Below are 20,162 nucleotides of genomic sequence, written 5' to 3' on the forward strand. Positions count from 1 at the left end.
TCATGAACAAGACTGATCTCATCCAGCGCCTTGCTGACCAGCACCAACTGTCCAAGGCTGAGGCTGGCCGCATCCTCGACACGCTGCTCGACACCGTGGTGGCGGCCGTCAAGAAGGGCGATGCCGTGACCATCCCCGGTTTCGGTTCGTTCAAGCAACACGCCCGCGCAGCCCGCAATGGCGTGAACCCCAGCACCGGCGACAAGATCAAGATCCCCGCCGCCAAGCTGCCCAAGTTCACCCCGGGTGCCACCTTCAAGGCAGCGGTTGACCCGAAGGCTGCTGCACGCAAGGCTGCCAAGGCCCCTGCTGCACCCGCCAAGAAGGCTGCCAAGCCTGCAGCCAAGAAGGCTGCTGCCAAGAAGAAGTGATTGCTGTATGGGGCCCGCCTGGGCTCCGCAGCGTAAAAAACCGGTGTCGCCCGCCAGGGCTGCACCGGTTTTCTTTTGGGCGTTCGGTCTGCTCCGCCGTCAGAGGAAGCGTTCCAGCAGTTTGCGCGAGTGCTTGTCCAGACACGTGCGGTCGGCAATGCCGAAGTTCAGGCCCTGTGCACTGTGAATCAGCAGGCGGCCATCGCCGAGGCGGCGGATGTCGTCTTCGGACTTCAACACGAAGCTGGTGCGGCCACGGTCGGTGTCCACCGTCCAGGTGCTCGGCGTCGAGAAACTCGACACCTCGAGCAGGGCGGTGACCTGAGGGGTGAGTTCGCGCACCGCCAGTTCGGCCTCCAGCAGCTGGCGCCACGCCGTCGGCAGGGCGCTCAGGCGGTCAATCCAGAGCACCTCGTGGCCGTCTGTGTTCATCAGCGACAGGCCTTCGTCGGGGGCGCTCAAGGGGTAGGCTCGCACGGGCACGATGCCCACATGGGTGCTGCCGTCGTCCAGCGTCAGGGTCAACTGGCCCAGGTCGTTGCGGGTAAGGTCGCGCATCGTGTCAGTCCTTGTTGGCGGCATCGGCGGGGGCATCGTCGATCAGGGCGTCTTGTTCGGCCTTGCGGGCCTGGGCCTGGTACAGACGCCAGTACGCGCCTTCGCGGGCCATCAACTCGTCGTGCGGGCCCACCTCCACGATGCGGCCCTTGTCCATCACGACCAAGCGGTCGGCTTTGCGCAGGGTGGACAGGCGGTGCGCAATCGCGATGGTGGTGCGGCCCTTGACCAGGTTGTCCAGCGCCTTCTGGATTTCCTTTTCGGTTTCGGTGTCCACGGCCGAGGTGGCTTCGTCCATGATCAGGATGCGTGGGTTGATCAGCAGCGCGCGGGCGATGCTGATGCGCTGGCGCTCGCCGCCGGACAGGCCCTGGCCGCGTTCACCGACCAGGGAGTCGTAGCCCTGCGGCAGGCGCAGGATGAACTCGTGCGCGTGGGCGGCGCGGGCGGCGGCGATGATCTCCTCGCGGCTGGCGTCGGGTTTGCCGTAGGCGATGTTCTCGGCGATGGTGCCAAAGAACAGGAAAGGCTCTTGCAGCACCAGGCCGATGTGGCGTCGGAAGTCGGCCACGGCAATGCGGCGTACGTCCACGCCATCGACGCGGATGCCGCCATCGCTGACGTCGTAGAAGCGGCAGATCAGGTTGACCAGGGTGCTCTTGCCAGAGCCGCTGTGGCCGACCAGGCCGATCATCTCCCCGGGTTGAATGTCCAGGCTCACGTCGCGGATGACGGCGCGACTGCCGTAGCGGAAGCCGATACGGTCCAGCTCCAGCCGGCCTTGCAGCGCGGGCAGCTTGACCGGGTTGACCGGGTCGGGCACGTTGGAGACGTGGTCGAGGATGTCGAAGATGCGCTTGGCGCCGGCGGCGGCCTTTTGCGTGACCGAGACGATGCGGCTCATCGAGTCCAGGCGGCCGTAGAAGCGGCCGATGTAGGCGATGAAGGCGGTGAGCACGCCGACCGTGATGTCCTGCTCGTGCACCAGCCAGATGCCGAAGGCCCACACCACCAGCAGCCCGATTTCGGTCAGCAGTGAGACGGTGGGGGTGAACAGCGACCAGGTCTTGTTGAGCTTGTCATTGGCCTGCAGGTTGTACTGGTTGGCGGCGCGGAAACGGTCGGCTTCACGCTGCTCCTGGGCAAAGGCCTTGACCACGCGGATGCCGGGGATGGTGTCGGCCAGCACGTTGGTGACTTCGCCCCAGACGCGGTCGATTTTTTCAAAGCCGGTGCGCAGGCGGTCGCGCACCAGGTGGATCAGCCAGGCGATGAAGGGCAGGGGCACCAGGGTGACCAGGGCCAGCCAGGGGTTGATGGAGATGAGGATGGCCGCCGTCATGGCGATCATCAACACATCGGTGGCGAAATCGAGGGCATGGAGCGACAGAAAGACGTTGATGCGATCGGTTTCGGAGCCGATGCGGGCCATCAGGTCGCCGGTGCGCTTGCTGCCGAAGTAGTCCAGCGACAGGCGCAGCAGGTGCTCGAAGGTGGCGGTGCGCAGGTCGGCGCCGATGCGCTCGGACACCAGGGCGAGCACATAGGTGCGGGCCCAGCCCAGCAGCCAGGCGGCCAGTGCCGAGGCCAGCAGGCCGCCCAGCAGCAGCATCACATGGCCGGTGTCGATGGCCTGCCCGTTCTGGAACGGGATCAGGATCTCGTCCATCAGCGGCATGGTGAGGTAGGGCGGCACCAGGGTGGCGGCGGTGCCGGCCAGGGTCAGCAGAAAACCAGCGAGCAGCATGCCCTGGTAGGGGCGGGCAAAGCGCCACAGGCGCAGCAGCACCCAGGTGGAAGGCGGCGCCTGCTTGTCGCGGTGGCAGACCGCGCACTCGTCGCTGTCGGGGGGCAGGGGGGCGTGACAGACCGGGCATTCGGCACGGTCTTCGTCCTCCGGGCTGTGGCCGGTGGCGCGGATCTGTTGCTGCCGCTCGAACTGGTCCAGCAGGCTTTGCAGGGGGGCTTGCTGCGCCAGGGTGAGGTGCCAGGTGGCGAGTTGGCGCGTGGGGGTGTGCAGGCTCAGGGTCGCCACACCGGCGTGATCGTGTTGCAAAAGCGACAGGTCCGGGCTCAGGGGCCAGGTTTGCCAAGCGGCTTGCGCATCGGCTCGCGCATGCAGATGATGCTCGGTGAGGACGATCACCCCGTCGGCAAAATGAAGTTGTGCGTTCAGGTCAACCGTCAGCCGGGTGAGAACGTTGTCTCCGGATGCCAGCGGCGGGTGTACGCTGGCGAGGTCCTGATGGGGCGCATGCCCTGGGGTGGCAAGGGAATGACGAGATTGCATGGTGAGAGCCGGACCGGTAAGCGCTGCAGAGGCAAGTCTGCCTGCGGCGTGGCGGCAATTCTGACCGAAGCCGCGTCTCCCATGTTGACTTTCGTGACCCCGTGACGCACCGTGGATTGAACTGAACGCAGTCAGACAGGCTGGACATGAGCAAGAAGAACGACATCACGTTGCTGCGGGTCAACTACCTGCGCGGCCCGAATATCTGGACCTACCGCCAGGTGCTGGAGGTCTGGCTGGACCTGGGTGAGCTGGAAGACTGGCCCTCCCACAAGCTGCCGGGTTTCAACGCCCGCCTGACGGCCTTGCTGCCAGCCTTGGTCGAGCACCACTGCGGGGTGGGGGAGCGGGGCGGCTTCGTCCAGCGCCTGGAAGAGGGCACCTGGGCCGGGCACATCCTGGAACACGTGATCATCGAGTTGCTGAACCTGTCGGGCATGCCCACCGGTTTCGGTCAGACCCGCAGCACCTCTCAGCGGGGGGTGTACCGCATGGTGTTCCGCGCCCGCGACGAGCAGGTCGCCCGCCTGGCCCTGGCCGAGGGGCACGCCTTGCTGATGGCCGCGATCAACGACGAGCCCTTCGATGTGCCGGCGGCCGTCGAGCGCCTGCGCAACCAGATCGACGACTGCTACTTGGGCCCCAGCACGGCGGCCATCGTGGGCGCCGCCACCGACCGGGGTATTCCGCACATCCGCCTGAACGACGGTAACCTCGTCCAACTGGGCCATGGGCGTGCGCAGCGCCGCATCTGGACGGCCGAAACCGACCGCACCAGCGCGATCGCCGAGGCGATTGCCGGTGACAAGGATCTGACCAAGACCCTGCTGAAGTCCTGCGGGGTGCCGGTGCCCGAGGGCGAGGTGGTGGACAGCCCCGAGGCGGCCTGGGAGGCGGCGCAAGACATCGGCCTGCCGGTGGTGGTCAAGCCGCTCGACGGCAACCATGGCCGGGGCGTGTCGCTGGAGTTGACCGAGCGCGCCGACATCGAAGCAGCTTTCAAGATTGCCGAGGCCGAGGGCAGCGAGGTGATTGTCGAGCGTTATGTGCGTGGCGATGAACACCGTCTGCTCATTGTGGGCGGCAAGATGGTGGCCGCCGCCAAGGGTGAGAGCCTGTGGATCACCGGCAATGGCCGTGACACCGTGCTGCGCCTGATCGAAGACCAGCTCAACAGCGACCCGCGCCGCGGCGATGCCGAGGAGTTCCCGCTCGAGACCATCGTGCTGGAGCGCGAGCCGGCCATGCGCCTGCTGCTGGAGCGCCAGGGCCTGAACGCCGAGGCCGTGCCCAAGGCCGGTCAGAAGGTGCTGGTGCAGCGCAATGGCAATGTGGCCATCGACTGCACCGACGATGTGCACCCCGACATCGCCTACCTGGCCTCGCTGGCCGCGCGCGTGGTGGGCCTGGACATTGCCGGCATCGACCTGGTGGTCGAAGACATTGCCAAGCCGCTGGCGCTGCAGCGCGGTGCCGTGGTCGAGGTCAATGCCGGCCCTGGTTTGCTGATGCACCTCAAGCCCGCCGAGGGATTGCCGCGCCCGGTGGGGCAGGCGATTGTCGACAACCTGTTTGACGAAGACGAGACGGGGCGCGTGCCCATCATCGGGGTCGCGGGCTCGCAGGGGGTGGGCCACATCGCCCGCCTGACGGCGTGGTTCCTGCACCTGAGCGGCAAGGTCGTGGGCCTGGCCTGCAGCGAGGGGCTGTTCCTGGGCTCGCGCTGCGTCGAGTCTGGCAACCGTGCCAACTTTGCGGCGGCCGAGCGCCTCTTGATGAACCGCGAGGTCAATGCCATCGTGGTGGAAAACGGCCCCGTGTCCATCCTCGACGACGGCCTGGCTTATGACCGCTGCCAAGTGGGTCTGGTGACGGATCTGCGTGGCGCCGAGGCGCCGGTGGAGCCGGCGCTGGCCGCCCACGACATTCACGAGCCCGAGCAGATGTTCAAGGTGCTGCGCACGCAGGTGGACGTGGTGCTGCCCGAGGGCGTGGCCGTGTTGCATGCGGCCGATGCGCGCCTGGTCGAGATGGCCGAGTTGTGCGACGGCGAGGTCATCTTCTACGACGTGGACCAGCACAGCCCGGTGATGGTGGCGCACCGCGCCAAGGGCGGTCGCACCGTGTCGGTGGCCGACAACCATGTGCTGCTGACCCACAACGGGTATGCGCCGGTGCGCTGCATCGACCTGGACAGTGCCTCGGCGCGCCGGGTGATGGGCGGCTTGACCAAGCACCCGCTGCCCGGCGCCGGTGTGCAGGCCTTGCTGGCTGCCGTGGCGGTGGCCTGGGCCCTGGACATTTCGCCGGAGCTGATGGCAGCCGGCATGGAAACTTTCGACCCGACCGCGCAGGCCGTGCGCTGAGCCCGGCCCGATCTCACGACGCGAACATTCGACGCGAACACCAAGAGACAAAGAGATGGACGTTTCTCGCATCCGGGCCCTGCGTGGCCCCAATCTCTGGAGCCGCCAGACGGCCATCGAGGCCGTCGTGGCCTGTGCGCCGGACGAGCGCACGCTCGACACCATGCCCGGGTTCGAGGAGCGCCTGCGCAAGCTGTTCCCCAGCCTGGGGGCACTGCGCCCGGCGGGGCGGCCCGATCACATCTCCCTGGCCCATGTGCTGGAGGCGGCCACGCTGGCGCTGCAGGCGCAGGCCGGCTGCCTTGTCACTTTCAGCCGCACGGCGGCCACCCTGGAAGATGGCATCTACCAGGTGGTGGTCGAGTACAGCGAAGAGGCCGTGGGCAAGCTGGCGCTCAAGCACGCCCAGGCCCTGATCGTGGCCGCACAGCAGGACAGCGCTTTTGACCTGCCGGCCGCGCTCGCTGAACTGCGCGAACTGGATGAAGACGTCCGACTGGGGCCGAGCACCGGGGCCATCGTGGCCGCGGCTGCGGCGCGTGGCATTCCCTGGCGCCGTCTGACCCAGGGCAGCCTGGTGCAGTTTGGTTGGGGCGCTCAGCAGCGCCGCATCTGGGCCGCCGAGGTCGATTCGACCAGCGCGGTGTCGGAGTCCATCGCCCAGGACAAGGACCTGACCAAGCGCCTGCTGGCCGCCGCTGGGGTGCCGGTGCCCATCGGTCGCCCGGTGCGCGATGTGGACGACGCCTGGGCCGTGGCCCTGGAGATCGGCCTGCCGGTGGTGGTCAAGCCGCAGGATGGCAACCAGGGCAAGGGCGTGACGGTCAACATCGTCACCCGCGATCACCTCGAAATTGCCTACAAGGCGGCGGCCGAGATCGGCACCGTCATGGTCGAGAAGTACCTGCCGGGTCACGATTTCCGCCTGCTGGTGGTGGGCGACAAATTGGTCGCGGCTGCACGCCGCGAGCCGGCGCACGTGATCGGCGATGGCATCCACACGGTGCGCGAACTGGTCGACGAAGTCAACAAGGACCCGCGCCGTGGTGATGGCCACGCCACCGCGCTGACCAAGATGCGTTTGGACGACATCGCTGTGGCCCGCCTGGGCATCCAGGGCCTGACACCGGAGTCCATTCCGGAAGAAGGCCGGCGCGTCATCCTGCGCAACAACGCCAACCTGTCCACCGGGGGCACCGCCACCGACGTGACCGACACCGTGCACCCCGCTGTGGCGGCGCGCGCCATCGCGGCGGCGCAGACCATCGGCCTGGACATCTGCGGGGTGGACGTGCTGGCCGAAGGCATGCACCAGCCTCTGGAAGCCCAGAATGGCGGCATCGTCGAAGTCAACGCCGCGCCGGGCTTGCGCATGCACCTGTCGCCGTCGTTCGGCAAGGCTCGCAATGTGGGCGAGGCCATGGTGGCACACCTGTTCAAACCGGGCGAGGACGGCCGCATTCCCGTGGTGGCAGTGACCGGCACCAACGGCAAGACCACCACCGCGCGCCTGACCGCGCACCTGCTGGCCACCAGTGGCCTGCGCGTGGGCATGACCAACACCGATGGTGTCTATGTGAACGGCCGCCAGATCGACAGCGGTGACTGCTCCGGCCCCAAGAGCGCCCGCAACGTGCTCATGCACCCGGATGTGGACGCGGCGGTGTTCGAAACCGCACGCGGCGGCATCCTGCGTGAGGGCCTGGGCTACGACCGCTGCCAGACGGCGGTCGTGACCAACATCGGCGCGGGCGATCACCTGGGCCTGAACTACATCACCACGGTCGAAGACCTGGCGGTGCTCAAGCGCGTCATCGTCATGAACGTGGCCGAGGACGGCTATGCCGTGCTCAACGCGGGTGACCCCATGGTGGTGGCGATGGCGGCCAAGTGCCCGGGCGGCGTCATCTACTTCTCGGCCGAGCCGCACAACCCCGTGCTGACCGCGCACCGCGCCCAGGGCAAGCGCAGCATCTGCATCGACGGCGACGCCATCGTCGTGGCCGAAGGCAGCTGGCGCGAACTGCTGCCGCTGCGCGACATCCCCATCACCCGCAACGGCACCATCGGCTTCCAGATCGAGAACGTGATGGCGGCGGTGGGGGCGGCCTGGAGCAGCGGCCTGGATTGGGATTTGATCCGCCGCGGCCTGGCCAGCTTCGTCAACGACGCCGACAACGCGCCGGGCCGTTTCAATGTGATGGACTTCAAGGGCGCCACCGTGATCGCCGACTACGGCCACAACCCGGACGCCATGCGCGCTCTCGTGTCGGCCGTGAACGCCTTGCCGGCGCAGCGCCGCTCGGTGGTGATCAGCGGGGCTGGTGACCGGCGCGACGAGGACATCCGCGAGCAGACCACCATCCTGGGCCAGGCCTTTGACGAAGTCATCCTGTTTCAGGATGCCTGCCAGCGTGGCCGTGCCGATGGCGAGGTCTTGAAGCTGCTGCGTGAAGGCCTGGCGAACGCGCCGCGCGTGAAGCATGTGGACGAGATCCGTGGCGAGTTCCTGGCCATCGACACCGCCTTGAACCGCTTGCAGCCGGGCGATCTGTGCCTGGTGCTCGTGGACCAGGTAGAAGAAGCCTTGGCCCATTTGAGTGCGCGCTGCGCCGCTGCTGCTCAGCCCTGATCTGACAGGTCGCCGGCCAAGTCGGCTGCGGCGTTGTTGAATAACACCGCAATCGAAAGGGCCGTGCGCGACCGGCCTTCGTGCGCCGACGATACTTCGATGATCTGGTGCAGGGTGCCGGTGGGGCCTGGGTGCCCATCCACACACAGCAAGTCGGCGTTGTCGGAGATGGCCAGTGGCCACCAGCGTTCGTTCCACCAGTCCATGCGCACGTGGGCGTTGGGGGCGCCGCAGGATTCATGGGTGTGGCGCATCTCGGCCATGTCGGGCCTTGCCATGGTGTCTTGCCAGACCTGCCATTCTTGCAAGGCTTCTTGCACGCTCAGCCAGCGGTAATCGTCCTGAAACAAAGGTCTGCCCTTGGGGGTTTGGCCATTGTGGTGACGGTAGGCGTCCAGCAAGGCATCGGGCCAGACATGGCCGAAGGTGTTTTGAGCGGATTGCAGGGTGGCCTCCGCCACCGGGGAGCGCAGGGCCACCTGGGGTGCTTGTTGCAAAGTACGCCAAGCCAAGGGAGCGATGTAGTGTGGGGTGTTCATGCGCATGCCTACGTGGTCAATCCAGCAAGAAGTAATGCACCACCATACCTTCGGGGAAGTCACCTTCGCCCGAGTCGATCATGCAGATGGCCTGGGCCTGATTCAGTCGGGCTACTTCGAACTCTTCGGTGGGCAGCACGCGCAAGCCGGTACGCCCGTCGGGCAGTGGGTGCAGGGTGGCCAGTTGTAGCCAGTGGCGATCGGGGTCGCGGGGCGCCGGATGGATGAGCACGCCGGTGAACCACAGGGGCAGATGGCGGCGCCAATGGTCTTCCGAGGCGCCACGGGCAAAGTGTTTGACGGCCTCTGGGGGGGGCGGCAGATCAAGGTAGATGGCTTTGTTCTTTTCGACGATGTAGACACGCCCGTCTGGTTCAGCCGAATAACGGGGTGGCAAAGGGGCCTGTGGTGGGATGGCCTCAGAGCCACTGCAGATACCTTGAGTCTTGGGTTCATTGATGACCGGGAAAGCGCCGACGCCACACAAGGCTTTGAGCACGGGGCGTACATGCAGGTACATGCCGAGCAGGACAGCCAGTGGCGAGGCCGTTCCTGTGAAGTAGGTCAGCCAGTGAGGTGCGATGTCGGGGCCGGGCTCGTAGGGTGACAGGGGGACGCGAAGACGCGAACTCATGTTTTCAAGGGATCTTGTGCGGCCTGCATACAAGTAGTAGTAATTGCTTTCCACCGCGCCGTCTGCATCCACTTCATTGTCTGGCAGAGAGATGCAGTAGCCGCCCATTCCGCCTAAGTATCGTCCTTGGTAAGGCTTGCGGGGACTTCTTTCGCTCTCAATGTCACGTTCTCCGCCGCTGTAGATCAGCGTGTAGTCAAAGCGATTGGTGAATTCCGTGATGTGTTGTGCGTAGCTCTCATCCGCGCCCTGGGTGTCTTCCAGAGGCAGGATGCACACGTCTTCGGGTGCGTGACCCCATTGCGTGAGGAGGCCGACGATGAGCGGGGTCATGCAATCAGGCAACCAGCCGGTAGGGGCCTCGTGATCGGGGTGGCGCAAGGCCTGGTGCATGATCAGCACACCCACGCGAGGCTTATTGAACACCTTGACCTGACGGTAGCCTGCGGCGGCCAACATGGCCAACTCTTTGGCTCCCAGAGGTTGACCTCGCTTGAGCAAAGGCGCGCCAGCAGGCAGGTGGGCTCCACGCCCCAGTACGTCATGTCCAGCCGGTGGCGGGGCGATGACCCGCTCGGAGCGTTTTTCTTTGAATGTGGTTCCCCGAAAGAACGGAGACATGGCATGCAGCACCGCGTCGGTTTCGAAAGGCATAGGACGCAGCGCTTCCACCTTGAAGGCCATGCGCTTGGGGTTGCCTGGGATAGGTGAAAGCCACTGGGGCAGGCCAAAGCCGGTGTATGACCAGTGGTGGCCGGGCGAATGAATGGGCGTCTCAGCCAGCTTGAGGGCCTTGCCGTCGTTGGCCTGTTGCCACTGTGCTGAACAGATGGCGTAGCCTGTCACCTTGGCCAGGGGCCAGTTGGGCATGGGGAGGCGTGTGCAGACATCCTCGGCCAGGACATGACCGAGAGCCTGCCTCAACTCCAACACTGATTCGCCAGGCACCCGTCCTGCGTGTACTGGCCGATCAGTTAATTTAACTGGGCAGCAATCGGTGGTCGATTGTGCAAGCAATTCGGCATCTCCGGCGTACAACTGACGGCGATGGAAGGTGCTCACACCAAGTCCGCAAATGCCCAGTTGGTTGGGGTCCCAGAGGTTGATAGGTGTGTGATTCATGGACACAGAAGCTCAGTAGGCGATCCAGTAGCGATCCTCGAAGTCGGATGAATACAGACCATCAAGGTCGTTGACAATCGTTGCATTCAGTGTTTTTGCGTCGATTGACCACGCCTTGTCCGGTTCAAAAATGGGGTCTTTCTGCTGAGCTCTTGGCCGCATACGCTTGTGATCAAACGGATCAATCAACCGCTCCTTGCGAAGAAAAGCACCAAGTCTGGAGCCGGCACTGCGGTTGTCGCTGCGCGAGATGTAGCGCACGCTTGCGTCGCCATAGGTGCGAGGCATCGCGGCTCCTTCGCGGGTTGAGGCAAACGGGTATTCGTCGCAGTCGCAGGGAGTGAGTGCCTCGATGCTGTCCGGGTCAGAGAAATCTGGACAACTGCCGCTGGTCGCAGGCGGGGTGGGCAGGGCATCGCACAGTGCCTTGGACTTGGTCCGATTGGCCTTGATCAGGTTGGTGACACGCAAACGCTGAAGGCCTGTGGTGGGATCGTTATGGCGTAGCGCGATGGCGCGGGTTCCTTCGCGCAGCCCGGTGTACTGGCCAGGCAGCGATGCATTTCCCGCGATGGCTTCGCGGATGTGTGCAAGGCTTTGCGGATTGTCGGTCAGCGCCAGCACGGCGGAGGCCTGCGGAAAGACGCAGCCCGACTCCTGGCCCCATACCTGCCCGATGTCGCAGCGCAGGACGACGTACTCCAACTGATTCGAGATGACCTGCCCCTCGTAGGTGGGTGTTGTGCCATCGGCGCTGTAGTACAACTTCAGATCAAACGTGAACTCGGCGATTTTCTTGCTGCTCTCAGTCCAGTTGATCGGGATGTCGAATTCCTTGATCACGTCTTTGGCGCCATCGTTCAAAGTGAACTCCTGGGTGGTGCCACAGTTCACGCTGGCGGGGTTGTGTTCGTTGGAGGTGGGGCGGCAGCTCAGCACAGCGCGCACATTCAATGTGGGAACGGACACTTCGTCGAGAGAGGGGCTCAGGGCTTTGATATAGGCGTAGCTGAGCTTCAGGTGCATGCGCTTGCCCAGCCGGTTTGATGGACCGTGGATGGACCACTTGGCATTCAGGTCGACGTAGCCGTAGCGCTGGTTCTGGTTTTTATCCAGAACGATCGTCGGCTGCTGTGTCTCACCGAATTCCGAACATGCCACGTGCCGGCTATGCAACTGGGTTTCGTAGGACGGGGATACACTATGATCCAATGGGCGGTAGTCGGCATCGCTGCTGCATGCGTTGTCGCGCATGCCGGGCAGTCCACTCCACTTCGTACTCGTGCTGATGGGGGCGATCAGGCCAGTCAGTGCTTGGGCATCAATGGCCCCCAGCATCAGGGCACCAGTTTGACTCAGGGAGAGGTTGACTTTGCCGCCTTTGAGCGCCTCGGACGGTACGCTCATCAATCGGCTGCCCATGCTCGTGGTAGACACGAGCCATCATGGCAGGGCCAACTAATGTCATCGGAGTGCTTGTTTGGCTCGGGACCTCAAAAACGGCAAGAACTTTGCCTTCAGGCACCTCTGGAACTGCGGGCATGCTCACGTTGAACGAGCCGTTCAGGGGGGTGCCTCCGGTGCTGATGACGAGTGCTTCGCCCAGCGGCAGAAACCCCTCCGGAAGAGCGAACTCTCGAGGTGATTGGTGGGTAAGTTGCACCACTGTGTCCCCACTCAGTGCTCCAGCCGGAAATTCGACGATGGCGCCCGTGGGTGTTTGCACTTCACCCCCTTGTGTTGCGTTGATGGCAGCGCTGGTTTGAGCTGGGTGAATGGTGATGGTGGTCACCGTTTCATAGGCTTGATTCCATTGGCGGCTGAAGTCATCCGTGACTTTGAGCACCACCTTGTATTCGCCAGGCTCGGCATAGGTGTGGGTAGCTTGGGTGCCGGCAGCGGTGTGCCCATCACCAAAATCCCAGGTGTACTCAGGGTTCGTAAGTTGGTCCGGGGCGTATTCGGGCAGAAGGTCGGCTCGGAAGCTGACTTCGGCTCCTACTGTGGCATGGTCAGGCGCCACGATGTTGGCAGCAGGGTCGCAGGCGCTGAGCATGAACGCGAACAGCATCGCGCACAGCCAGGCCCAAAGTGGGCGGCGTGGTTTCAAAAGGGGGCTCCGTGAATGCTTTTATGAATAAGTTGCGCTGTGGGTGCGCAACTCTCGCCTGACCGGTTGTGCGGTCACGCAGGGCGCGAGTCTAGATTTACTTCGACTGCGCCAAGCCCCCTCGTAAGGGGGCGTCGATTTCGCGACAAGCGGGTTCAGTAATTCACGCTGAAGCGCTGTCCCTGGAAGCGGAATACAGCCGACTTCAGGCGGATTTCTTCCAACACCAAGCCGGCGACCGGTTGGTCTCCCTCGTGGAACACGCGGTTGTTGATCAACAGCATGCGGTTGGCGGGCTGGTCGGAATACATGGCGCCCGACACCGTCAGGGCGGGCAGGCTGCGTCGCACGTCATCCGGCAACTCGGCCAGGCTCGGCACCTGTGCGGGGGCGGCCCTCGTCGCGGCTGGATCCACATGGATCGGTGCACGTGCGGGCGGCTTGGCGGCGGCAACTGCCGGAACAGGGGCGTCTGTCCGGGGCGGCGTTACCACCGGTGGGCGAACCTCAGCCTGGAGGGCTGGCGCGACCACTTGTGCCCTGGCGGGCGGTGGTGTCATCGGGGAGGCGCTCACAGGTGGCGCGCTGAGACGTGTCGGCGTGGCCACCACCGATGGGGGCAGGGCCTGTGTCGGAACGGGCTCGGCGGGCGTGACCGATGGCGTTGCCGTGGGCGCGAGCGGGGGCTGCGCCGTCTGGAGGGCCTGGGCCTGCACGGGCTGCGGATCCGACTGAAGAGGCCCCAACGTGGGGGTGGCCGTCGCGACGGGCCGCGTCCACAACCAGGCCGAGCCCAGCGCAGCCAGCACCAACACGGCGCCCAAGCCCATCACCCAAGCCGGTGGGCGTCCTCTCAGCGGGGGCAGGTCAACCTCCAGATTCGCCGTGGGCGTGTGCAAGCCGGGCACCCGCCCTTGTTCGCGTTCGGCATCGGCCTTCTTCAGGGCATCAAGGATGTAGGACATGAGCGGGCTGGCTGGCAGATGGGGAAGACTGGAGCGAAGCGGGTGAGGCAGGCGGTGTGTGCAGGCTCGGTTCCGGCACCCCCGCCGCCCGGTTGAGTTGCATCAGCGTCGTGGCGCCCACGACCCCGTCGGGCGCCAGGCCCTGGGCCAGCTGGAAGGCCTGCACGCGGGCTTCCAGGGCGGCGTCGAAGGTCGTGACGGCATCGGCGGGCAGGGTGTGGCCATCGAGTCGAGCCAACTGGGCGGCCACCCAGCCGACGGTGGCGCTGCGCTGGCCCTGCAGCAACTTGGCGCGGTAGCCCGGCGGGGTGCGCCACAGCGTCACGAAGTCGCCGCGCCACAAGGTGGCGAGCGTGCCCAAAGGCATGGCCACGGTCTGATCGCCGTTTTGTAGATAGGCGTACCGGGTGTCCAGGCCGGTCAACAGCGCATGGCCACGTTGCCCGCTTGCCTGCAAGCGCAGCACCACCGGTCGTTCCAGTTGCCGAACCTGCGGCAGACCGCCGCTGTGCAGGTGGCACATCAAGCCCTGGCGCCAGGCGTTCGCACACACGTCACCGCCTACCCCTGGCACCTGCCACAGCGTCATCAGCTGTCGCAGCGCCGCGTTCTCGTCGGGCAGCGCTGCTTGCATCAACGCTTCTGCGCTGATCACGTCGGCGCGCATGGCAGGCGTTGTGTCTCGCACCGTATCTGCGCTGGCGCTGACCGCGGAGGCGGCCGTGGCGCCGGAAGCTGTGGCTGCCTGGGAGGTCATGGCCACCGGACGCTGCGCTCGTGCATCTCCCGCCTGATGCTGCAGCCACAGGGCGGCCCCCATGCCCGCCATCCCCACCAAGGCCAGGCTCGCCAGCACCACCTGGGTGCGTCGGCCGGGCGTGGCGCGTGTCGGCGGGGGGCTGGCTGCTGCCTTCGCCCGCTGGCGTGCCAGACGCGGAAACACTTCGCTGGCGGCCTTGTCCACAATCGCCACTGTCACCTGCGCCTGGTTTTCAGCATAGGCGCCCAACAGCGCCCGATCGCACAGCAGGTTGATGCGACGCGGCACCCCCCGCGTCCAGCGGTGGATGCGCAGCATGGCCTCCTTGTCGAACAGGCGTCCGCGTGCGAGGCCTGCCACCTTCAGTCGGTGCTGGATGTACTGGGCCGTTTCCGGGGCCGACAGCGCATCCAGGTGGTAGCGCGCAATCACCCGCTGCGCCAGTTGCTCCATGTCCGGGCGTTCGAGCATGTCGCGCAACTCCGGTTGCCCAATCAGGATGATCTGCAACAGCTTGCGCTCGTTCGTCTCCAGGTTCGTCAGCAGCCGCAACTGCTCGAGCACTTCCAGCGACAGGTTCTGCGCCTCGTCGATGATGAGCACATTGTTGTGTCCCTCGGCGTGGCTGCGCAGCAGGTGGGCGTTGAGCCGGTCGATGTTCTCTTTCACCCCACCGGCCTGCGCCGTGCTGGCGCTGTCGGGCAGATGGAATTCTTCGCAGATGGTCTGCAGCAACTCCGGCACCGTCAGCTTCGGGTTGAAGATGTAGGCCACATGGCAGCGGGGCGGCACCTGCTCGAGAAAACAGCGGCACACCGTCGTCTTGCCAGCCCCGATCTCGCCCGTCAACAGCACGAAGCCTCCGCCGCCTTCCACGCCATACAGCAGGTGCGCCAGGGCCTCGCGGTGCCGCTCGCTCATGAACAGATAGCGAGGGTCGGGCGCAATCGAAAAGGGCGGCTGAGTCAGTCCAAAAAATGACGCGTACATCCGCACAGGATAACGGTGTCCGTGCCGCGGGCATGCCCCGCCAAGGTGCACAATGACTGGATGATGCCGCCGCTGACCATTCCCTCCGCCAGCCTGACCCCCGCGACCTATGTGGTCGACACCAATGTCATTCTGGTGGCCAACGGCCAGCACCCGGATGTGAGCCCGGCCTGCGTGGCCACCTGCCAGGACTGGTTGCAGCGCCTGATGGCCGCAGGTCGCGTGGCGCTCGACGACGCCTACGCCATCGTGGGTGAGTACCAGCACAAGACCCACGCCAGCGATGGCCAGGGCGTGGGCGATGCCTTCGTGCGCTGGGTGCTGCAGCACCACGACGACGCTGCCCGCTGCGACCTGATCCACCTCGACGTCGATGCCCAGCGCGGCTTCCTCAGCTTTCCGGTCGATGCCGACCTGACCCACTTTGACGACTCTGACCGCAAGTTCGTCGCTGTGGCGCACGCCCATCCCGAGCGCCCGCCCATCTTGCAGGCGGCCGACTCCAAGTGGCTGGACTGGGCGCCCCACCTGAACGATCACGGCGTGCAGATCCGCTTCCTGTGCTGTGACGACGTGCAGGAGTTCCACGTCCACAAGTTCGGCCACTGAACCTCCGTCCAGCGATTGATCCCATGTCGCACACCCACGATTTCTTCCGCTTTCCGCATACTCCCCACATCGCCTGGCTGTCCAGCGGCACGCCGCGTGACGACAAGGTGCTGTCGCCCGAAGAGGCCCAGGCCTTGTTGCAACACCCCGTCGTCGTCGAAGAAAAGCTCGACGGCGCCAACATGGGCATCTCGTTTTCGAACGAAGCCGTGCTGCACGTGCAAAACCGTGGCCAATACCTCAACAAGCCCTACGGCGGTCAGTTCTCCCGGCTCGACGAGTGGCTGGCCATCCGCGAGGGCGACCTGTTCGATGCCCTGGGTGACCGCCTGATCCTGTTCGGAGAATGGTGCGCCGCCCAGCACTCGCTGGACTACGAAACCCTGCCCGACTGGTTCCTCGCCTTCGACGTGTACGACCGCGACGAGCAGCGTTTCTGGAGCACCCGCCGCCGCCATGAACTGGTGCGGAGATTGGGCCTGCGCGAGGTGCCGCGCGTCAGCGCGGGGGAAACCAGCCTGCCCGTGTTGACTGAGTGGGTGAACACCCACCGCAGCCACTACCGGCTCGGCTCGCTCGAAGGCGTCGTCATCCGTCAGGAAGACGAGGACTGGCTGCTGGGGCGCGCCAAGCTGGTTCGGCCCGACTTCGTGCAGAGCATCGAAGAGCACTGGCGCAGTCGCGCCATCCAGTGGAACCGCGTGGCCTGGACGGACGAGGGCTGAGCATGGCAGAGCAACACGGCATGCCTTTCTTGCGCGAGACCCTGGAGTTTCTCGTGCTGGCGGGGGTCCTCATTCCCTTGCTGCAGCGCTTCAAGGTCAACCAGGTGCTGGGTTTCCTGGCGGCTGGCTTGATCATGGGACCCTACGGGCTGGGACTGTGGATCGACACCTGGCCCTGGCTTGCGCAGTTCACCTTTCCGCAGCGGGCGGGCGTCACGGTGCTCGCCGAAATGGGCGTGTTGTTCCTGATGTTCATGATCGGCCTGGAGTTGTCCGCCGAGCGCCTGTGGGCCATGCGGCGCTGGGTCTTTGGCGCCGGCGCCTTGCAGGTACTCCTGTCTTCGGTCGCCATCGGGGCGCTGGCCATGGCTTTTGGCAACGCCTGGCAGTCCTCGCTGGTGCTGGGCATGGTCCTGTCGCTGTCGTCCACGGCCGTGATCGTGCAGCTGTTGTCCCAGCGTGAGGCCCTGGCCACCCCCATGGGCCAGTCCATCTTCGCCGTGCTGATGTTCCAGGATCTGGCTGTCGTGCCGATCCTCATCCTCATCGACCTGCTCGGCCGCGGCAGCAGCCCCGACATGTGGTCGGTCACCGGCCTGACCCTGCTCAAGTCCGTGGTCGCCGTCGTGCTCATCTTCGTGGTGGGGCGCAAGGTCATTCGCCCGCTGTTCCGCAATTTCGCGCGCCAGCGCCAGGCCGATGTCTTCATGGCCCTGACGCTGCTGGCCACCCTCAGCATCGCAGGCCTCACGGCGGCGGCCGGCTTGTCGATGGCGCTGGGTGCCTTGCTCGCAGGCCTCCTGCTGGCCGAGACCGAATACCGTCACGAGGTCGAGGTCACCATCGAGCCCTTCAAGGGCCTGCTGATGGGTTTGTTCTTCATGACCGTGGGCATGGGCATCGACGCCCGCGAGATCCTGGCCAACCCGCTGTGGGTGCCGCTGTCGGTCATCGGCCTCATCCTGATCAAGGCGACGGTCGTCACCGTCATCTTCCGCGTCGGGGGCCTCAGCTGGGGGCGCTCGGTGGAGTCCGGCTTGCTGCTGGGGCAGGGCGGTGAATTTGCCTTCATCGTGGTCGGGGTGGCAGCGGCCAGCCAGCTCCTGTCGCCCGAGATGGCGCAGTTCGTCCTGCTGGTGGTGGGCCTGACCCTGTTTGTCACGCCGATGGTGGCGCAGTGGGGCCAGTGGCTGGGCACGCGTCTGGATGCCAAACACCCGCCCGCCAGCCCGCTCAGCATGCTGGAAACCGTGCCGTCCCTGGGCGCCGGGCAGGTGGTGGTCGCCGGATACGGTCGCGTGGGGCAGTTGATCGGTGAGCTGCTGCTCGACCAGGGCGTCTCGTTCGTCGCCGTCGAGCAAGACGCCAACCTCGTCGCGCAGCTGCGCAACAAGGGCAAGCCGGTGTTTTACGGCAATGCCGCGCGGCCCGATTTCCTGCAACGTCTGCACGTTGGCCAGGCTGCAGCGGTGGTTGTGACCATGGACCAGCCGGCGGCCGCGCTGGCCACCGTGCGTGCCGTGCGGGGCGAGTACCCGCAACTGCAGATCTTTGCCCGCTCCCGCGACACCAAACACGCCCGCGACTTGCTGGCCGCTGGCGCCAACATGGTGATCCCGGAAACGGTCGAAGCCGGCCTGCAGCTGTCGGCCTTCGTGCTGGAGGCACTGGGCGTGCCCGAGACCACCGTGGGCCATGTGCTCGACCGCGAGCGCACGCGCCGCGTGGCCGACCTCAACAACGGTGCCGTGACCTGAGGCCGCGGCGCGGCCTGCTGCGACTCAAGGCTGGGCCAGCCAACGCTGCGCCAGCTTCACCCACAGGGTGCCGCCCAGCGGAATCAGCTCGTCATTGAAGTCGTAGCTGGGGTTGTGCAGCGTGCACGGACCCAGGCCATGGCCGCCTTCGCGGTGCGTGCCGTCGCCGTTGCCGATCACGAAATACGCGCCCGGCTTGTGCTGCAGGAAGAAGCTGAAGTCTTCGGCGCCCATCGTGGCCTCGAACTCCTGCACCCGCTCCGCCCCCACCGTCTCGGCCATGACCTGTCGCGCAAACGCGGTCTCAATGCTGTGGTTGATGGTGGGCGGGTAGTTGCGCTGGAACGCGAACTCGGCCGTGGCGCCAAAAGCCGCGCTCAACTGGTGGCTCAGCTCCCGCATCCGCTCTTCGATCAGGTCCAGCGTCTCGTCGGTGAAGGTGCGCACCGTGCCCTGCAAGGTCACCGAATCGGGCACGACGTTGGTGGCTTCGCCGGCCTGGATCATCGTCACCGAGATCACCCCGGCTTCCGAGGGGCGCATGTTGCGGCTGATGATGGTCTGGAAAGCGAGCACCAGTTGGCAGGCCACGGGCACAGGGTCAATGCCCAGATGCGGCTGGGCCCCATGGCAGCCCTTGCCACGGATCGTGATGTGAAATTCGTTGCTCGACGCAAAGCAGGGGCCATCCTTGATGGCGAAGGTGCCGGCCGGCATCCCGGGCCAGTTGTGCATCCCGAAAATCGCATCCATCGGAAAGCGCTCGAAAAGCCCATCCTTGATCATCTCGCGGGCGCCGCCGCCACCTTCTTCCGCGGGCTGGAACACCAGAATCACCCGGCCATCGAAGTCACGGGTGGCTGCCAGATGCTGCGCCGCCGACAACAACATCGCCGTGTGTCCATCGTGGCCACAGGCGTGCATCCGGCCGTGATGGCGGCTGGCGTGTGCAAACTGGTTGTGCTCGGTCATGGGCAGGGCGTCGATGTCGGCGCGCAAACCGATGGCGCGCGGCCCCGGGCGCCCCTGGATCACCCCCACTACGCCGGTCGTGCCCAGGCCGCGGTGCACCTCGATGCCCCAGGCGGCCAGCGTGTGGGCTATGACCTCGGAGGTGCGCTCCTCCTGAAAGCACAACTCCGGGTGGGCGTGCAGGTCGCGGCGCAGCACGCGCATGGCATCGCTTTGTGCCAGCAGTTCAGGCAAGACGAGCGAGGGCGGGACGACTGGGAGTTGGGACATCGGAATCTCACCGCAAAAATGGCGTCGAGCCCATCTTACCCGCCCGGAAAGCCCCCTCATCAAGGGGGAAGATTGTCTGCCAAAGGGTCAACTCTTGATGCCGGGGCTTGACGTGGGGAGCGAGCTATTTATAGTTCGCGCCTTTGATACCTTTTCCAACATTTGAGGACGCTCATGAGCGACGTGCAGTTTCAGCAAGCCCACAACCTCGGTCTGCCCAAGGCCCGCGAACTGGCCCAGCGTTGGGCCGACGGCGCCGCAGCCAAGATGGGTTTGACCTGCAAGCACCAGCAAGGTGCCGAGCAGGACGTCATCGCCTTTGAGCGCTCGGGGGTCAACGGCACCATGACTGTCACCGCCAACAGCTTCGAGGTGAACATCAAGCTCGGTCTGATGATGAAGGCCTTCAAGCCCATGATCGAAGCCGAACTGGCCAAAAACGTCAGCCGCATGGTGGAAAAGGGCTCGGCCTCCCAGGCCTGAGTCGGGGAA

The 20,162-nt window shown here is 65.4% G+C and carries 16 protein-coding genes; 7 read left to right on the forward strand and 9 right to left on the reverse strand.

Annotated features, from left to right (window positions below):
* The first annotated feature begins 2 nt into the window (after nucleotides 1-2).
* Nucleotides 3-371 (forward strand): HU family DNA-binding protein, encoded by a 369-nt coding sequence (locus RBT42_RS08380; RefSeq protein WP_320364050.1) that lies wholly within the window; start codon nucleotides 3-5, stop codon nucleotides 369-371.
* 99 nt (nucleotides 372-470) lie between these two features.
* Here the strand turns inward: RBT42_RS08380 and RBT42_RS08385 are convergent, their stop codons facing one another.
* On the reverse strand, nucleotides 471-929 hold the full coding sequence (locus RBT42_RS08385; RefSeq protein ID WP_320364052.1) for a DUF1854 domain-containing protein: 459 nt from the start codon (nucleotides 927-929) through the stop codon (nucleotides 471-473).
* A gap of 4 nt (nucleotides 930-933) precedes the next feature.
* The gene (locus RBT42_RS08390; protein WP_320364054.1) at nucleotides 934-3,219 is read right to left on the reverse strand and encodes an ABC transporter ATP-binding protein; all 2,286 of its coding nucleotides are present in this window, start codon (nucleotides 3,217-3,219) and stop codon (nucleotides 934-936) included.
* A 146-nt stretch (nucleotides 3,220-3,365) separates the two neighbouring features.
* On the opposite strand from RBT42_RS08390, the gene cphA (RBT42_RS08395) reads away from it, so the two are divergent.
* Together cphA (RBT42_RS08395) and cphA (RBT42_RS08400) are read left to right on the forward strand one after the other, a co-directional pair.
* Nucleotides 3,366-5,585: a cyanophycin synthetase gene (cphA, locus tag RBT42_RS08395; protein ID WP_320364056.1), complete on the forward strand. Its 2,220-nt coding sequence runs from the start codon at nucleotides 3,366-3,368 to the stop codon at nucleotides 5,583-5,585.
* A 55-nt stretch (nucleotides 5,586-5,640) separates the two neighbouring features.
* Nucleotides 5,641-8,217, forward strand: coding sequence for a cyanophycin synthetase (cphA, locus tag RBT42_RS08400; protein ID WP_320364057.1), 2,577 nt, complete (start codon nucleotides 5,641-5,643; stop codon nucleotides 8,215-8,217).
* Here the strand turns inward: cphA (RBT42_RS08400) and RBT42_RS08405 are convergent.
* The 6 genes from RBT42_RS08405 to RBT42_RS08430 all read right to left on the reverse strand — a co-directional run bounded on the left by RBT42_RS08405 (nucleotide 8,208) and on the right by RBT42_RS08430 (nucleotide 15,268).
* Nucleotides 8,208-8,756, reverse strand: coding sequence for an SMI1/KNR4 family protein (locus RBT42_RS08405; RefSeq protein ID WP_320364059.1), 549 nt, complete (start codon nucleotides 8,754-8,756; stop codon nucleotides 8,208-8,210). The genes cphA (RBT42_RS08400) and RBT42_RS08405 overlap by 10 nt on opposite strands.
* Nucleotides 8,757-8,772: 16 nt before the next feature.
* Entirely contained in the window at nucleotides 8,773-10,512 is a 1,740-nt protein-coding gene (locus RBT42_RS08410; RefSeq protein WP_320364061.1) for a hypothetical protein, read from the reverse strand.
* A gap of 12 nt (nucleotides 10,513-10,524) precedes the next feature.
* Entirely contained in the window at nucleotides 10,525-11,919 is a 1,395-nt protein-coding gene (locus RBT42_RS08415) for a NucA/NucB deoxyribonuclease domain-containing protein (RefSeq protein WP_320364063.1), read from the reverse strand.
* Nucleotides 11,834-12,583, reverse strand: a complete 750-nt coding sequence (locus RBT42_RS08420; RefSeq protein ID WP_320364065.1) for a PKD domain-containing protein — start codon at nucleotides 12,581-12,583, stop codon at nucleotides 11,834-11,836. Before RBT42_RS08420 ends, RBT42_RS08415 begins: the two co-directional genes overlap by 86 nt.
* Before the next feature lie 194 nt (nucleotides 12,584-12,777).
* Nucleotides 12,778-13,587, reverse strand: a complete 810-nt coding sequence (locus tag RBT42_RS08425) for a general secretion pathway protein GspB (protein ID WP_320364067.1) — start codon at nucleotides 13,585-13,587, stop codon at nucleotides 12,778-12,780.
* Nucleotides 13,571-15,268: an ExeA family protein gene (locus RBT42_RS08430; protein WP_320364069.1), complete on the reverse strand. Its 1,698-nt coding sequence runs from the start codon at nucleotides 15,266-15,268 to the stop codon at nucleotides 13,571-13,573. The genes RBT42_RS08425 and RBT42_RS08430 overlap by 17 nt, the downstream gene beginning before the upstream one ends.
* Before the next feature lie 132 nt (nucleotides 15,269-15,400).
* Here RBT42_RS08430 and RBT42_RS08435 point away from each other — a divergent pair, with 132 nt between their 5' ends.
* Genes RBT42_RS08435 through RBT42_RS08445 form a run of 3 tightly spaced genes read left to right on the forward strand, consistent with a single transcriptional unit; the run spans nucleotide 15,401 to nucleotide 18,428 of the window.
* Complete coding sequence (locus RBT42_RS08435; protein ID WP_320364071.1) at nucleotides 15,401-15,946, forward strand: hypothetical protein; 546 nt, start codon at nucleotides 15,401-15,403, stop codon at nucleotides 15,944-15,946.
* 23 nt (nucleotides 15,947-15,969) lie between these two features.
* Complete coding sequence (locus RBT42_RS08440) at nucleotides 15,970-16,671, forward strand: RNA ligase family protein (RefSeq protein WP_320364073.1); 702 nt, start codon at nucleotides 15,970-15,972, stop codon at nucleotides 16,669-16,671.
* Nucleotides 16,672-16,673: 2 nt separating this feature from the next.
* Nucleotides 16,674-18,428, forward strand: coding sequence for a cation:proton antiporter (locus RBT42_RS08445; protein ID WP_320364075.1), 1,755 nt, complete (start codon nucleotides 16,674-16,676; stop codon nucleotides 18,426-18,428).
* Between the two features lie 24 nt (nucleotides 18,429-18,452).
* Here the strand turns inward: RBT42_RS08445 and RBT42_RS08450 are convergent, their stop codons facing one another.
* The gene (locus RBT42_RS08450; RefSeq protein ID WP_413785874.1) at nucleotides 18,453-19,604 is read right to left on the reverse strand and encodes a M20 aminoacylase family protein; all 1,152 of its coding nucleotides are present in this window, start codon (nucleotides 19,602-19,604) and stop codon (nucleotides 18,453-18,455) included.
* 240 nt (nucleotides 19,605-19,844) lie between these two features.
* Between RBT42_RS08450 and RBT42_RS08455 the strand changes: the two genes are divergently transcribed.
* The gene (locus RBT42_RS08455; RefSeq protein ID WP_320364078.1) at nucleotides 19,845-20,153 is read left to right on the forward strand and encodes a polyhydroxyalkanoic acid system family protein; all 309 of its coding nucleotides are present in this window, start codon (nucleotides 19,845-19,847) and stop codon (nucleotides 20,151-20,153) included.
* Nucleotides 20,154-20,162: the final 9 nt, after the last annotated feature.

The organism is Aquabacterium sp. (assembly GCF_034003525.1).
In the GTDB taxonomy this organism is placed as follows: domain Bacteria; phylum Pseudomonadota; class Gammaproteobacteria; order Burkholderiales; family Burkholderiaceae_C; genus Aquabacterium.